The sequence below is a fragment of the uncultured Ralstonia sp. genome (assembly GCA_913056305.1).
In the GTDB taxonomy this organism is placed as follows: domain Bacteria; phylum Pseudomonadota; class Gammaproteobacteria; order Burkholderiales; family Burkholderiaceae; genus Ralstonia.
The window spans coordinates 1-14,698 of sequence record CAJXMR010000113.1 but is presented as its reverse complement, the minus strand read 5'-3'; the positions used below and the strand labels follow the sequence as shown (position 1 = coordinate 14,698).

General features: G+C 64.3%; 15 protein-coding genes. 4 read left to right on the top strand and 11 right to left on the bottom strand.

The window, feature by feature from the left end:
* The 5 genes from QZ609_RS16810 to QZ609_RS16790 all read right to left on the bottom strand — a co-directional run.
* The coding region (locus tag QZ609_RS16810; RefSeq protein ID WP_295497226.1) for an ABC transporter ATP-binding protein at positions 1-835 on the bottom strand (835 nt) is incomplete at its 3' end.
* A gap of 13 nt (positions 836-848) precedes the next feature.
* A complete protein-coding gene (locus tag QZ609_RS16805; RefSeq protein ID WP_295497224.1) occupies positions 849-1,784 on the bottom strand; it encodes a branched-chain amino acid ABC transporter permease in 936 nt (311 codons plus the stop codon).
* 223 nt (positions 1,785-2,007) lie between these two features.
* On the bottom strand, positions 2,008-3,219 hold the full coding sequence (locus QZ609_RS16800) for a branched-chain amino acid ABC transporter substrate-binding protein (protein WP_295497222.1): 1,212 nt from the start codon (positions 3,217-3,219) through the stop codon (positions 2,008-2,010).
* Between the two features lie 454 nt (positions 3,220-3,673).
* A complete protein-coding gene (gene ispH / locus QZ609_RS16795) occupies positions 3,674-4,648 on the bottom strand; it encodes a 4-hydroxy-3-methylbut-2-enyl diphosphate reductase (protein WP_295497220.1) in 975 nt (324 codons plus the stop codon).
* Positions 4,648-5,127 (bottom strand): peptidylprolyl isomerase, encoded by a 480-nt coding sequence (locus tag QZ609_RS16790; RefSeq protein ID WP_295497218.1) that lies wholly within the window; start codon positions 5,125-5,127, stop codon positions 4,648-4,650. Before QZ609_RS16790 ends, ispH begins: the two co-directional genes overlap by 1 nt.
* A 117-nt stretch (positions 5,128-5,244) precedes the next feature.
* Between QZ609_RS16790 and radC the strand changes: the two genes are divergently transcribed.
* The 4 genes from radC (at position 5,245) to nadB (ending at position 8,293) form a co-directional block, all read left to right on the top strand.
* Positions 5,245-5,919: a DNA repair protein RadC gene (gene radC, locus QZ609_RS16785; protein ID WP_295497216.1), complete on the top strand. Its 675-nt coding sequence runs from the start codon at positions 5,245-5,247 to the stop codon at positions 5,917-5,919.
* A 183-nt stretch (positions 5,920-6,102) separates the two neighbouring features.
* A complete protein-coding gene (gene rpmB, locus QZ609_RS16780; RefSeq protein WP_004631999.1) occupies positions 6,103-6,336 on the top strand; it encodes a 50S ribosomal protein L28 in 234 nt (77 codons plus the stop codon).
* A 13-nt stretch (positions 6,337-6,349) separates the two neighbouring features.
* Positions 6,350-6,520 (top strand): 50S ribosomal protein L33, encoded by a 171-nt coding sequence (gene rpmG, locus QZ609_RS16775; RefSeq protein WP_003262397.1) that lies wholly within the window; start codon positions 6,350-6,352, stop codon positions 6,518-6,520.
* Between the two features lie 171 nt (positions 6,521-6,691).
* On the top strand, positions 6,692-8,293 hold the full coding sequence (gene nadB, locus QZ609_RS16770; protein ID WP_295497198.1) for an L-aspartate oxidase: 1,602 nt from the start codon (positions 6,692-6,694) through the stop codon (positions 8,291-8,293).
* 13 nt (positions 8,294-8,306) lie between these two features.
* Here nadB and nadC read toward each other — a convergent pair whose 3' ends face one another.
* The 6 genes from nadC to QZ609_RS16740 all read right to left on the bottom strand — a co-directional run.
* Complete coding sequence (gene nadC / locus QZ609_RS16765) at positions 8,307-9,203, bottom strand: carboxylating nicotinate-nucleotide diphosphorylase (RefSeq protein ID WP_295497196.1); 897 nt, start codon at positions 9,201-9,203, stop codon at positions 8,307-8,309.
* Complete coding sequence (nadA, locus tag QZ609_RS16760) at positions 9,200-10,348, bottom strand: quinolinate synthase NadA (RefSeq protein WP_295497194.1); 1,149 nt, start codon at positions 10,346-10,348, stop codon at positions 9,200-9,202. The genes nadC and nadA overlap by 4 nt, the downstream gene beginning before the upstream one ends.
* Positions 10,349-10,526: 178 nt before the next feature.
* Positions 10,527-11,717, bottom strand: a complete 1,191-nt coding sequence (locus QZ609_RS16755) for an acyl-CoA desaturase (RefSeq protein ID WP_295497192.1) — start codon at positions 11,715-11,717, stop codon at positions 10,527-10,529.
* A gap of 367 nt (positions 11,718-12,084) precedes the next feature.
* Entirely contained in the window at positions 12,085-13,443 is a 1,359-nt protein-coding gene (locus QZ609_RS16750; RefSeq protein WP_295497190.1) for a mechanosensitive ion channel domain-containing protein, read from the bottom strand.
* Between the two features lie 12 nt (positions 13,444-13,455).
* Positions 13,456-14,025: a phospholipase D family protein gene (locus QZ609_RS16745; RefSeq protein WP_295497188.1), complete on the bottom strand. Its 570-nt coding sequence runs from the start codon at positions 14,023-14,025 to the stop codon at positions 13,456-13,458.
* Positions 14,022-14,698 (bottom strand): RsmB/NOP family class I SAM-dependent RNA methyltransferase (locus QZ609_RS16740; RefSeq protein WP_295497186.1); only part of this gene is annotated, 677 nt, incomplete at its 5' end. The genes QZ609_RS16740 and QZ609_RS16745, both read right to left, overlap by 4 nt.

Genomic DNA, 14,698 nt, shown 5'->3' with positions numbered 1-14,698 from the left:
CGAACGATTCCGGCGACACGAAGCCCTGGAACGACGCGAACATCGCACCCGACACACCGCCGAACGACGCGCCCATGGCAAACGCCAGCAGCTTGATGTTGCGGGTGTTGATGCCCATCGCCTTGGCGGCGATCTCGTCTTCGCGGATGGCCACCCATGCACGACCGATACGCGAGTTCTGCAGACGCAGGCACACCGTGATGATGCCCATCGCCAGCAGCACGAACAGGTAGTAGTACATGTGCACCGGTTCGAAGTGGATGCCGAAGATGTCGTGGCGCTTCGAGAAGTCGAAGCCGAACAGCTTGACCGGTTCGATCAGGTTGACGCCCTTCGGACCGTTGGTGATGTTCAACGGGCGGTCGAGGTTGTTCATGAAGATCCGGATGATCTCACCGAAGCCCAGCGTCACGATGGCGAGGTAGTCGCCACGCAGTTTGAGCGTCGGCGCCCCCAGCAGGATGCCGAACAACGCCGCCAACCCCGCGCCCAGCGGGACCACCCACCAGATCAGCAGGTGCAGCCCGTTCGGGAACAGCTGATGGATCCACTCGAACTGGTTGGTCAGGTGCGGCGAGCCCAGCAGCGCCATCATGTAGGCACCCACCGCGTAGAACGCGATGTAGCCCAGGTCGAGCAGGCCGGCAAAGCCCACCACGATGTTCAGGCCCAAGGCCAGCATGATGTACAGCAGTGCGAAGTCCAGCACGCGCACCCAGTAGTTCCCGCCCATGGCGCCCACGATGAACGGGGCGAAGATGGCGAGGATGAAGAAGCCGAGAAGCGCGGCACGCGTCTTCGCCGGCGCTTTGAATTCGGTTGCAGTTTCAGTCATGGCGCTCCCCTTCTTATGCACGGTCCGCAACGCGTTCGCCCATGATGCCGGACGGGCGGAACAGCAGCACGCCAATCAGCACGATGAACGCGAAGACATCCTGGTAGTTCGAACCGAACACACCGCCAGTCAAGTCGCCGATATAGCCGGCACCCAAAGCCTCGATCAGGCCGAGCAGCACACCGCCCACCATGGCGCCCGCCAGGTTGCCGATGCCGCCCAGCACTGCGGCGGTGAACGCCTTCAGGCCGGGGATGAAGCCCATGTAGAAGTGGGCATTGCCGTAGTTGGTGGCCATCATCACCCCTGCGACGGCTGCCATGGCAGCGCCGATCATGAAGGTGGCGGAGATGACGAAGTTCGGGTTAACACCCATCAGGCCTGCCACACGTTGGTTCTCGGCGGTGGCGCGCATGGCGCGGCCGAGCTTGGTGCGGTTGACCAGCAGCGTCAGCCCGATCATCACGGCCAGTGAGACCAGGATGATGGCGATTTCCTTGCCGGTGATCGTCGCACCCGTCGAGCCGATATCGATCGGGCTGGACGGCAGCAGCTGCGGGAAGGTCAGCGGGTTGCGCGACCAGATCATCATCGCCAGGGTCTGCAGCACGATCGACACGCCGATGGCGGTGATCAGCGGCGCCAGGCGCGGCGCGTTGCGCAGCGGTCGGTAGGCGACCCGTTCGATGGTGTATGCCACGATGGCGCAGACCGGCATCGCAAACAGCAGTGCCAGGATCAGCGTGATCCAGTCAGGCAGGTTGGGGAAGAACTTCTGGAGGAAGTTGATGGCGGTCAGCGCAGCCATTGCGCCGATCATCAGGACGTCGCCGTGGGCGAAGTTGATGATGCCGAGAATACCGTAGACCATGGTGTAGCCAAGTGCGATCAGCGCGTAAATGCTGCCGAGCACCAGACCGTTCACGATCTGCTGGATAAAGATATCCATGAGAACAGCTCCTGCTATGCCTTGCTCTGTTGTAGGCGACGGGATGGCGCGCCCGCAAGGTATGCGATCAATCGGATGGGTAAGGTGGGGTTGCTGGTAAGCGGCCTGCCGACGCGCCCATGGTGAGGGCCTTGTTTCACTGGCGAGGCTATAAAAAACGGCACCGCAAGGGTGTGCGCGGTGCCGTTTTCAAGGGCAAATCGCAATAAGAAGCGCCCTTCGATTACATCTTCACAACGTCAAGAACAGTCTTCTTCTTGTCCTTGTAGTTGTACAGGGTGATCGAACCTTGCTTCAGGTCACCCTTCTCGTCGAACGCGATGTTGCCGATCACGCCGTTGTAGTTGGTTGCCGGCATGGCAGCCAGGATCTTGGCGGCGTCGACCGAGTTCGCGCGCTTCATGGCGTCGACGATGACCATCACAGCGTCATACGTGAACGGAGCGTAGATCTGCACCGGCGTCTTGAAGCGGTCTTGGTACTTCTTCTCGAAGTCCGCGCCCTTCTCCATCTTCGACAGCGCCAGGCCCGCTTCCGAGCAGACGATGTTGTCGATGGCGTCGCCGGCCAGTTCGGCCACCTTGTCGGTACACACGCCGTCGCCGCCAACGATCTTGGCCGTGATGCCCAGTTCCTTGGCTTGCTTGGCGAACGGACCGCCGGTGGCGTCCATGCCGCCGTACATGATCACGTCCGGCTTCTTGCCCTTGATCTTGGTCAGAATGGCCTTGAAGTCGGTGGCCTTGTCGTTGGTGGCTTCACGTGCCACCACGTTCACGCCCGTCGCCTTCGCGGTCTTCTCGAACTCGTCGGCCAGGCCCTTGCCGTAAGCAGTGGCATCGTCAACGATGGCCACGCTCTTGGCGCCCAGGGTCTTGGCGGCGTAGTTCGCCAGTGCCGGACCTTGCTGCGCGTCGGTTGCAACCACGCGGTACGTCGTCTTGAAGCCTTGCTTGGTGTAGTCGGGGTTGGTCGACGACGGCGAGATCTGCGTGATGCCAGCATCGCTGTAGATCTTGGAAGCCGGGATGGACACGCCCGAGTTCAGGTGGCCCACGACGGCGACGACCTTCTCGTCAACCAGCTTCTGCGCAACGGCAGTGCCGGTCTTCGGGTCGGCGGCGTCATCTTCGCCCACCAGTTCCAGCTTGATCTTCTTGCCGTCGATGGTCAGCCCTTCCTTGTTGACATCTTCCACGGCCAGACGTGCGCCGTTTTCGTTGTCCTTACCCAGGTGAGCGATACCACCCGTCAGGGGTGCTGCATGACCGATCTTGATGACGGTCTCACCACCACCAGCAGCAGCGGCGGCCGGAGCCGACGTTGCAGCAGGCGCAGCAGCCTGGTCTGCGGGCTTTTCCTCGTTCTTACCGCAGGCTGCTACAAGTGCCACGGCAGCCGCAAGCGGCAGAACTTTGGCAAGCTGAATTTGCATGAATGATCTCCTAGATCTCGCAAGAGCAAAGAGAGAGACCTGCCTCCCGGTCGCTCCCCTTGCGCCGATTGTTTCAATTTGAAACGCGCGCATTGTATCCCCTTTTTTTGCGGATGCAATACGCGTCGCAACAACGATTTTTGCCGTAATTACGCCCATTTACGGGCTTTCCCCAATGCACAAAAACGGGTGATTTCGCGCAGGCAAACGCGAATGGCAAAGGGGTTTAACAAGAACCGTGCCAGAGCAGTGGAAACAACTTGCCTAGGCGAGACGCCGGGCGCACTCTCAAGCGTCTCAAGGCACATCGGCAGCAACCTTTTTTGCGATGCACAAAATAAAACGGCCACTCTCGTCAAAGAGTGGCCGTGATAGCCGCAAAAGCGATTGATGCACCGCAATTGTGCGCACCGAACGCGTGCAAATTATTAAGTGGGCATTTACATAATGCCGTTCAATCGATTTGAAGCCCCCTCGGAAGGGGGAAGGACATGTTTTCCTGGATGCCTTCCAGCGGACGCACGTTGCGCGCACCCAGCGCCTTGAGCCGATCGACGATCGACTGCGCCAATTCTTCAGGTGCCGACGCGCCCGCGGTCAGACCCACGCGACGCTTGCCGGCCACCCATTCGGGTTTCACCTGCTCGGGCGTATCCACCATATAGGCGGGTACACCCAGCTTTTCGGCCAACTCGCGCAGGCGGTTGGAGTTCGAGCTGTTCGGGCTGCCGACCACGATCACCACCTCCACCTGCGGCGCCATGAACTTCACGGCGTCCTGGCGGTTCTGCGTGGCATAGCAAATGTCCTGCTTCTTCGGCTCGTGCACGGCCGGGAAACGCGCCTTGATGGCAGCCACGATCTCCTGCGTCTCATCCACCGACAGCGTGGTCTGCGTGACATACGCCAGGCGCGTCGGATCCTTGACGACCAGATGCGCCACATCGTCGACCGATTCAACCAGCAGCATGCCGTCATCGGCCTGCCCCATGGTGCCTTCCACCTCGGGATGGCCCTTGTGGCCGATCATGACGATCTCGAAGCCCTGCGAGCGCATCTTCGAGACCTCGACGTGTACCTTGGTCACCAGCGGGCAGGTCGCATCGAACACGCGCAAGCCGCGCGCCTCGGCGGCTTCGCGCACCGCGCGCGACACGCCGTGCGCGCTGAAGATGACCGTACCGCCCACCGGCACATCGTCGAGCTCCTGCACGAACACCGCGCCCTTGTTGCGCAGGTCGCTCACCACATAGGCGTTGTGCACGATCTCGTGGCGCACGTAGATGGGCGCGCCAAACAACTGCAGCGCGCGTTCGACGATCTCGATCGCGCGGTCCACACCGGCGCAGAAGCCGCGCGGCTGGGCGAGCAGGACTTCTGCATCGGCCAGGGTGACGGGATCGACAGGCGCGTTCACGGGAGTGCTCATTACAGAATGCCGATCAGCTGGACTTCGAACAGGATGGTCTGCCCGGCCAGCGGGTGGTTGAAGTCGAACAGCGCGGAGGTCTCGCCGACCTCCTTCAGTACGCCGGCGTACTTGCCGCCGCCCGGCGCATTGAATTCGACCAGGTCGCCCGGCTGGTAGTCCTCTTCGAACGAGGAGTTCTCGCGCAGCGTGACCAGCGACACGCGCTGCAGCAGCTCCGGATTGCGCGGGCCGAACGCGTGCTCGGGCGCCAGGCGGAACGTCGTGCGCTCACCCTCGCGCATGCCGAACAGCGCCTGCTCCAGCGTCGGCGCCAGCTGGCCCTGGCCAAGCAGCAGCGTGGCCGGCTTGTCGCCGAAGGTGGTGACGACATCCGTGTCGTTCTCCAAGGCAACGCGGTAGTGCAGCGTCAGAAAGGAATCCGGCCCAACCGCCTTGCCTGCGCCGTCCGCCGGCGCCTCGTTCACCAAAGTTTGCACGCTCAACCTGCTTGACCAAAAAGTAACCCGTTATTGTACGTCAGCCCCTCCCCCGGTCGCTGGCGCGGCGAGCGCCGCACATCGGCCGCCGCGCCCAATTCCCTCGCTTCTTGATATATGGCAATCGTTGATTGGCCCGCGCACGAGCGGCCGCGTGAAAAACTCCTGGCCCACGGCCCGTCCGCGCTGTCGGATGCGGAACTGCTGGCGATCTTCCTGCGCGTGGGTGTGCCCGGAAAAAGCGCCGTCGATCTGGCGCGCGAGCTGCTGGCACATTTCGGCTCGCTCGGGCGGCTGTGCCATGCGTCGCAGCAGGAGTTTTCGTCCATCAACGGCATGGGGCCGGCCAAGTACGCGCAGTTGCACGCCCTGCTGGAAGTGGCCCGGCGCGCGCTCAAGGAAGACATGACGCACGGCCAGACCTTCGAATCGCCGCAGAGCGTGAAGGATTTCCTGCGCCTGACGCTCGGCCACCGCCAGCACGAGGTGTTCGCATGCCTGTTTCTGGACGTGCGGCACCGGCTGATCGCCTGGGAAGAACTCTTTCGCGGCACGCTGACGGAGGCCCGCGTCTACCCACGGGAGATCGCCAAGCGCGCCCTGCACCACAACGCCGCCGCAGTCATCCTCGCGCACAACCACCCCACCGGCCACGCCGAGCCCAGCGAATCCGATATCGTCCTGACCCGGGAGCTGTGCCGCGCGCTGGCGCTGCTCGACGTGATGGTCCTGGATCACATGATCGTTGGCCGCACCACGGTTTACGGCTTTCTGGAACACGGCAAGATGTAGCGCTGACGCCGCACCGTGCCGTGCCCAACGGCAATCCATCGATCCCTTTGATTTCTCAGCAGTTTTGTGTGTATAATCCGCGTTTCGCTGAAGTCCCACCTCTACAGTGGCGCTGCGCTTGGTTTGGTCCCAGCGCCCGGTCGCAAACTGTAGCCAACCGAATCAAGAGTTTAGGAGTGCTCCATGGCACGCGTCTGTCAAGTGACCGGGAAAGCGCCGATGGTCGGCAATAACGTTTCCCACGCAAACAACAAGACCAAGCGCCGTTTTCTGCCGAACCTGCAGAACCGCCGCTTCTGGGTCGAATCCGAAAACCGCTGGGTGAGCCTGCGCGTCTCGAACGCCGGTCTGCGCCTGATCGATAAAAAAGGCATCGACGAAGTGCTCGTGGATCTGCGCGCACGCGGCGAAGTCTAACTAGGAGTTCATCATGGCCAGCAAAGGCGGACGCGACAAGATCAAGCTGGAATCGACCGCAGGTACGGGTCATTTCTACACGACCACCAAGAACAAGCGCACCAAGCCGGAAAAGATGGAGATCATGAAGTTCGATCCCGTCGCCCGCAAGCACGTCGCTTACAAGGAAACCAAGATCAAGTAATCCTCGCGATTGCACGTCTTGTTTCCGTCGGCACGACCGACACTAAGAAACCCGCCCGATGGCGGGTTTTTTGTTGCCCGCCGCAGCACGCGAGCCGCGGTGTACACTGCTTCTCTTTCCGATTGACACGCGACTGTGCTAGCGCGGTTGCGTTCCTCGCACTGCGCTCCCATGAATTTTGATGTTGCCGTTGTCGGCAGCGGCCTGGCGGGCTTGACCGTCGCCCTGCACCTCGCTGACCACCGTCGCGTGGTCGTCATCAGCAAACGCACCCTGCCGGAAGGCGCCAGCGACTGGGCCCAGGGCGGCATCGCCGCGGTGCTCGATTCGGGCGACAGCCATGACGAGCACGTCGACGACACCCTGATCGCCGGCGCCGGCCTGTGCGATGAAGCCGCCACGCGCTACATCGTCGAGAACGGGCGAGATGCCATCGAATGGCTGATCGGCCACGGCGTGCCCTTCACGCGCGACGAGCAGGCCGAACTCGGTTTCCACCTCACGCGCGAAGGCGGCCACCGCCACCGCCGCATCATCCACGCAGCAGACGCCACCGGCCATGCCGTAGTGACCACGCTGGTGGAAAAGGTGCGCAATCACCCGAACATCACGCTGCTGGAAGACCACTTCGCGGTCGATCTGATCACCGATGCGAAGCTGGGCCAGCCGGGCATGCGCTGCCACGGGCTGTACGTGCTTGACTGCGCGAGCGGTCGCGTGAAGACACTCACCGCCAGCCAGACCGTGATGGCCACCGGCGGCGCGGGCAAGGTCTACCTCTACACGACGAACCCGGACACGGCCAGCGGCGATGGCATCGCCATGGCGTGGCGCGCAGGCTGCCGCGTGGCCAACATGGAGTTCATCCAGTTCCACCCGACCTGCCTGTACCACCCGTTCGCCAAGTCCTTCCTGATCACCGAAGCCGTGCGCGGCGAAGGCGGCAAGCTGATCCTGCCCGATGGCACGCGCTTCATGCCCGCGCACGACGAGCGCGCCGAGCTGGCCCCACGCGACATCGTCGCCCGCGCCATCGACTTCGAGATGAAGAAGCGCGGCCTGGACTGCGTCTACCTGGACATCAGCCACCAGAGCCCGGCCTTCCTCAAGGAACACTTCCCGACCATCCTGGCGCGCTGCCTGGAGCTGGGCATCGATATCACGCGCGAGCCGATTCCGGTGGTGCCGGCCGCGCACTACACGTGCGGCGGTGTGGTAACCGACCACCTCGGCCGCACCGATATCGCCGGGCTCTACGCGGTGGGCGAGACAGCCTACACCGGCCTGCACGGCGCCAACCGGCTGGCGAGCAACTCATTGCTGGAATGCATGGTGATCGGGCGCGGCGCGGCGGAGGACATCCTCGCCCAGCCGACCTCGGCGCCGACCACGGTACCCGTGCCGGCGTGGGACGAAAGCCGCGTGACCGACGCCGACGAGGAAGTCGTCGTCTCGCACAACTGGGACGAGCTGCGCCGCATGATGTGGAACTACGTCGGCATCGTGCGCACGAACAAGCGGCTGGAACGCGCGCAGCACCGCATCGCCCTGCTGCGCGAGGAGATTGCCGAGTACTACGCCAATTTCCGCGTCAGCCATGACCTGCTGGAGCTGCGCAACCTGGTGGAGGTCGCTTCGCTGATCGTCGACAGTGCACTGTCACGGCATGAGAGCCGCGGCCTGCATTTCTCGCGCGACTACCCGGAGACGCTACCCAAGGCGCTGCCGACGGTCATGCAGCCGACCCATCGGCAGATTGCGCGCAAGCGCTGAGGCTGATTCGACCTTACTCGACGATGCGCAGAGAATAATCGGTCGCGCGCACGTCCTTCGTGAGCGCGCCGACGGAGATACGATCCACGCCCGTCTCGGCAAACGCGCGGATCGTGTCGATGTTCACACCGCCGGACACCTCCAGCAGCGCCCTGCCTGCGGTCACGCGCACGGCCTCGCGCATCGCGGGCGTATCGAAGTTGTCGAGCAGCACCGAGGTGGCGCCCGCCGCCAGCGCTTCATCGAGCTGCGCGAGCGTTTCCACCTCGACCTGGATCGGCACGCCGGCATTCAGCGCCTGCGCCGCGCGCAAGGCCGCCGTCACGCCACCCGCCGCGGCGATGTGGTTTTCCTTGATGAGGATGCCGTCGTACAACGCCAAGCGCTGATTCTCGCCACCGCCAATGCGTACCGCGTATTTCTGCGCGAGGCGCAAGCCCGGCAGCGTCTTGCGCGTGTCGAGCACACGGGCGCGCGTGCCGGTAATGACCTCGGCATAGCGCGCCGTCGCGGTCGCCACGCCGGAGAGCAGCTGCAGGAAGTTCAGCGACGGACGCTCGGCGGTGAGCAGCGAACGCGCCGGACCTTCGATCTCGCACACCACCGAATCCGGCGCCATGCGGTCGCCTTCCTGCTGGCGCCATGTCACGCGCAGCGTCGGGTCGACTGCGCGCATGCACGCCTCGAACCATGGCGTGCCGCACAGTATGGCCGCCTCGCGCACGATCACGCGCGCACGCGCATTGCGATCGGCGGGAATCAGCAGACCGGTGCGGTCGCCCGTGCCGACATCCTCGGCGATGGCCGTGGCCACGTTGGCGGCCAGCGCGTCGCGCAGCGCGGGGCCGAAGCTGTCGAAAATCGCCTGCGCCGTGGTTACACCCGTCGCGCTCATCTGGGTTGCCGTCATGCCGGACCGATTCCTTGGAAGAGTTGTGCATTGGCCGCCAGGTCACCCTGCGGCCGGACCGCGGCTTTCTCGCGCGCGGAAAAGTCGAGCATGCGGTCGATGCAGACCACGGCTTGCTTGCCGATGGCCGGATCGACGTGGATCTCGTTGCGGCCGGTTTCCAGCACCTCGGCCAGGTTGGTGAGCGCGTTCATCGCCATCCACGGGCAGTGCGCGCAGCTCTTGCAGGTGGCGCTGTTGCCGGCGGTCGGCGCCTCGATGAAGTGCTTGCCGGGCGCAGCCATGCGCATCTTGTGCAGGATGCCGTTGTCGGTCGCGACGATGAACTCCTGCGCCGACAGCGACTGCGCCGCCGCGATCAGCTGCGAGGTCGAGCCCACCACATCCGCCTGCGCCACCACCGATTCCGGCGACTCCGGGTGCACGAGGATCTTCGCGTTCGGATACTCGGCGCGCAGCAGGTCCAGCTCCACGCCCTTGAATTCGTCGTGCACCAGGCACGAGCCCTGCCACAGCAGCATGTCGGCGCCGGTCTGCTTCTGGATGTAGCTGCCCAGGTGCCGGTCTGGCGCCCACAGGATCTTCTTCCCCTGTGCGTGCAGGTGCTGCACGATCTTCAGGCCGATGGACGACGTCACCATCCAGTCAGCGCGCGCCTTCACGGCAGCGCTGGTGTTGGCATAGACGACCACGGTGCGGTCCGGGTGCGCGTCGCAGAAGGCGGCGAACGCGTCCGGCGGGCAGCCCAGGTCCAGCGAGCAGGTCGCGTCCAGGTCGGGCATCAGCACGGTCTTTTCCGGGCTGAGGATCTTGGCGGTCTCGCCCATGAAGCGCACGCCCGCCACCACCAGCGTCTTGGCCGCATGGTCGCGGCCGAAGCGCGCCATCTCCAGTGAATCCGACACGCAGCCACCGGTCTCCTCGGCCAGGTCCTGCAGGTCGGCATCGACGTAGTAGTGCGCGACCAGCACGGCCCCGCGTTCCTTGAGCAGGCGCTTGATGCGGGCCTTCAGTGCATCACGCTCTTCGCGCGACAGCACGGGCGGCACCTTGGCCCAGGCATGGGCAACGCAACTGGCCCCGGATTGCGCCTCGGCAAGCATATCCGGGCGCTCGAATTCAACCGTCTTGATGTGGGTATTCATGATGGTCTCCCCGTCCGTGCGGGCGCCGAGCAAGTGGCGCAGCAAGAACACGGACGGCGTGTGAGGAGGACTCATGCCGCAATGCTTAGTCGCGGCCTATCGAAATTGTGAATTGGGATAGTTTACCCAAAAGAAAAGCCCCGCTGCGGAGCGGGGCTTCACCTATGAAACAGCCGGATCAGGCGTAGCGGCGCAGGCGCACAGCGAATTCCTGCAGCGCATGGATGCCGCTTTCCTCGGCGCGCTTGCACCATTCCTGCAGCTGGCTCAGCAGTTGCTCGCGCGAGGCGTTCGAGCGGCCCCACAGTGCGCCCAGCTCACGGCGCATTTCCACGAAGGTATGCAGCGCGGAGTAGTCCGACACGATTTGCGAGAGCTGTTCGCGCTGCGGCGCGCCCAGCTTGGCTTCGTCGCGGTGGAACCACTTGCGGGCCGGCTTCAGCGCACGGTATTCGACGTCGCGCGATTCCTTCAGCTTGGCCAGTTCCTGGCGGTAGGCGGCCTTGACGGTCTTGGCGTAGCGGGCCATCACGTCGTAGCGGTTGGCGATGATGACTTCCAGCGTGTTCTGGTCGACCGGCTTCACATCACCAAAGCGTGCCTTGGGCGCCACTTTCTTGACCTTCGCCAACCCGACGATCTCCAGCGCGCGGATGTAGCCCCAGCCAATGTCGAACTCGTACCACTTGACCGAGAACTTGGCCGACGTGGCATACGTGTGGTGGTTGTTGTGCAGCTCTTCGCCGCCGATGATGATGCCCCACGGCGACACGTTGGTCGACGCGTCTTCGCAATCGAAATTGCGGTAACCCCAGAAGTGGCCCAGGCCGTTGATGATGCCGGCGGCGTGGATCGGGATCCACAGCATCTGCACCGCCCACACCGTCAGGCCGATCGCGCCGAACATCAGCACGTCCAGGATCAGCATCAGGCCAACGCCCTGCCACGTGAACTTGGAATACAGGTTGTGTTCGATCCAGTCATCCGGCGTGCCGTGGCCGAACTTCTGGATGGTCTCCTTGTTCTTCGACTCGGCGCGGTACAGCTCGGCGCCTTCCAGCAGCACCTTGCGAATGCCGCGCGTCTGCGGGCTGTGCGGATCGTCTTCGGTTTCGCACTTGGCGTGGTGCTTGCGGTGGATGGCGGTCCACTCCTTGGTCACCATGCCGGTGGTCAGCCACAGCCAGAAGCGGAAGAAGTGCCCGGCGATCGGGTGCACGTCCAGCGCACGGTGCGCCTGGCAACGGTGCAGGAAGATAGTGACGCTGGCGATGGTGATGTGGGTCACCACCAGCGTGAAAATCAGGATCTGCCACCAGGCCCAGTTCAGGGTGCCGTTGGCGAGGAAATTCAAAATGGAGTCGATCAAAGTGTTCTCCGTGGTCAACTCGGGTGATGGAAGCAGCCTATGCCGGGATCAGCGGCGCTGCTTGCTGGGGCCTCCCGGTGTCGCACGCACGCGACGGCGGGGGTCGGTCTGGCGGGGGTGTCGGATGTCGGGCATCCGCTTGCGCATCACATGGGCTGGCGCGTTGCCGCGCTCGCACAGTGCCCTCCGCCCCGGCGCATTTCAATGTCGTGCGGCCCTATGCCGCAAGGCCATTGCCATTGCGACGGGAGCCGTCTGATCCTTCGTGGGAGCATCCAGCATTTTAACCGAATGCCCCCTCTACACCATGGGGGAAAACCGCCAATTTGACCCAAAACAAGGCGTGATCGTTCCGCCCCGGGCAGTGCTAGGCGGATGGTGTGGGCGCTTCTGGAGGGGTGCACCAGTCACTTCCGGACGTACTCACGAGCTGCACTTCGCGGCGCGGATACGGAATGCTGATGTCATGGGCCTTGAATGCCCGGTAGATTGCCCGGTTCAGGTCCGACTGCACGCCCAGCTTGCCGTTGTGCGGATCGGCGATCCACACGCCCAGCTCGTATTCGATGCCGCTGTCGGCAAACAGCGCCATGAACGCCGCCGGCGCCGGGTCGGTCAGCACGCGCGGGATGCCCTCGGCGCATTGCACCAGCAGCGCGATCACCGTCTCCGGGTCCGCCGCGTAGGACGCCTGCACGCGCACGGCCACCCGCACCGTGCCGCGCTCATTGTGGTTCTGCACGGCCTGCGCGACCATCAGCTCGTTCGGCACCAGCGTGTCGCCATCGCCGTTGCGCACCACGGTGTAGCGCGTGCGGATCTGCGTGACGATGCCGGTGTAGCTGCTGACCGTGATCTGGTCGCCCAGCTTGAGCGAACGCTCGAGCAGGATGATGAAGCCCGACACGTAGTTGCTGGCGATCTTCTGCAAGCCAAAGCCGAGGCCAACGCCCAGCGCCCCGCCAAACACCGACAGCACGGTCAGGTCGATCCCCACCAGCGACAGGCTCAGCAACAGCGCCACCAGCAGCAGCACCGCGCGCGCCACGCGTGAGAGCACCACCTTCAGGTTGGCATCGAGCGCGGTGGCACGCATCAGGCGGCTGTCCAGCCACGAGCCGAACCACATCGCCACCAGCACCGTCAGCAGGATCCACACCACCGCCATCAGCATGGCCGCCAGGTTGATCTTCTGCTTGCCACCCAGCGAGAACTGGATGCTCTCCAGAAAATCGACCACATCGCCCAGCAAGCCCACCACGTAGAGCACCATGCCGATCCACATCAGCGTGGTCAGCACGCGTTCGACCAGCGCCAGCATGCCGTGCAGATCGTCATTGCCGGACAGCACCCGACGCAGCACGTAGAAGGCCAGATACAGCGCCGCCAGGCCGAACAGCGGCACCGCAGCCAGTCGTAACACGCTGATCGGCAGGACGCCCACCAGCGCATAGCGCGCGGCCAGCACCAGCAGCCAGCCGATGAGCGGGAACATTGCCCGCTCCAGGCTCGACCAGGCAAAGCGCAGGGCGAACGAGTCGCCCTCATGGCGCGCATGCAGGCGGCGCGCGATCGGCCGCGCCGCCAGCCACGCCACGCCCAGCAGCAAGACCAGCACGACGAGCTGCCAGATGAAGCGCGGGCCGCCCAGATCGCCGATCAGGTCGTCGATCATGTGGCCCAGCGCGAGATGGTTGAACGGCAGGTTGAACGGCAATCCAGTCATTGAATCCTTGGGTTATTCGCTTCGGTACGGCAGCGCATCGCCCACGTGCTTCTGCCAGTTGGCGGCGTAGCGCTGGGCGAGATCGGCGTCGCCGCGCACGATCAGGACGTTCTCGGCGTTGCCGCGCTGCGCGGTCTGCGTGAAGTTGAAGCTGCCGGTCACCAGCACCGGATGCGCGCCGTGCGCATCGATCACGATGACCTTGTTGTGCGCGTTCTTGTAGCGCACCTCCAGCCACACGGGGATGCCCGCGCGGGCGACTTCCGGGATGCGGCTGCCGCCCGAGCGCATCATCTGCTCGCGGTCGGCCAGCACACGCACGTCCACTCCACGCTGATGCGCCGCCAGTAGCGCCCGCGTGATCGCCTTGTTCGACAGCAGGTAGGCCTGCACCAGCACCTGCTGGCGGGCCTGGTCGATGGCGTCGGCCAGGAGGCCTTCGATGTCGTCTTCAGGCGTGAAGGCGGCCTGCACCGTGCCCTTGGCGGGCAGCACCGGCGGCGTGGTGCGCGCCAGGGCGACACTGCCCGCGCTGAAGGCAAGCACCGCCGCCAGCGCCAGACTCAGCCGGCCAAACCTCACGCGCGGCGCTCCAGCACGGCGGCAAAGAAGCCGTCGGTCTGGTTCAGGTGCGGATACAGCTCCAGGTACGGGCCCATCTCCAGCGCGATCTTCTGCGCGGCCAGCACCTCGCCGGCGGGCACGAGCGCAAAGTCCGGGTGCTCGGCCAGGAACTGCTCGACCACCTGCTGGTTCTCACGCGCGAGCACGCTGCAAGTCGCGTAGACCAAGCGGCCGCCCGGCTTCAGCAGCCGCGCGGCAGACGCGAGGATCGAGTGCTGCTTGATCGACACCTCCTGCACGGCCTGCGCGGATTGACGCCACTTCAGATCGGGATTGCGCCGCAACGTGCCCAGCCCGCTGCACGGTGCGTCAACCAGCACACGGTCGATCTTGCCGGCGAGGCGCTTGATCTTGGCGTCGTGTTCGCTGTCGATACGGCCTGGATGCACGTTGGACAGACCGCTGCGCGCCAGGCGGGGCCCCAGGTTGGCCAGGCGCTTCTCCGACACGTCAAAGGCGTACAGCCGCCCGGTCGAACGCATCGCGGCGCCGATCGCCAGCGTCTTGCCACCCGCGCCCGCGCAGAAGTCGACCACCATCTCGCCGCGCTTGGGGGCCAGCAACTGGCACAGCAGCTGGCTGCCCTCGTCCTGCACCTCGACCGTGCCGTTGGTGAAGATATCGAGCTTGT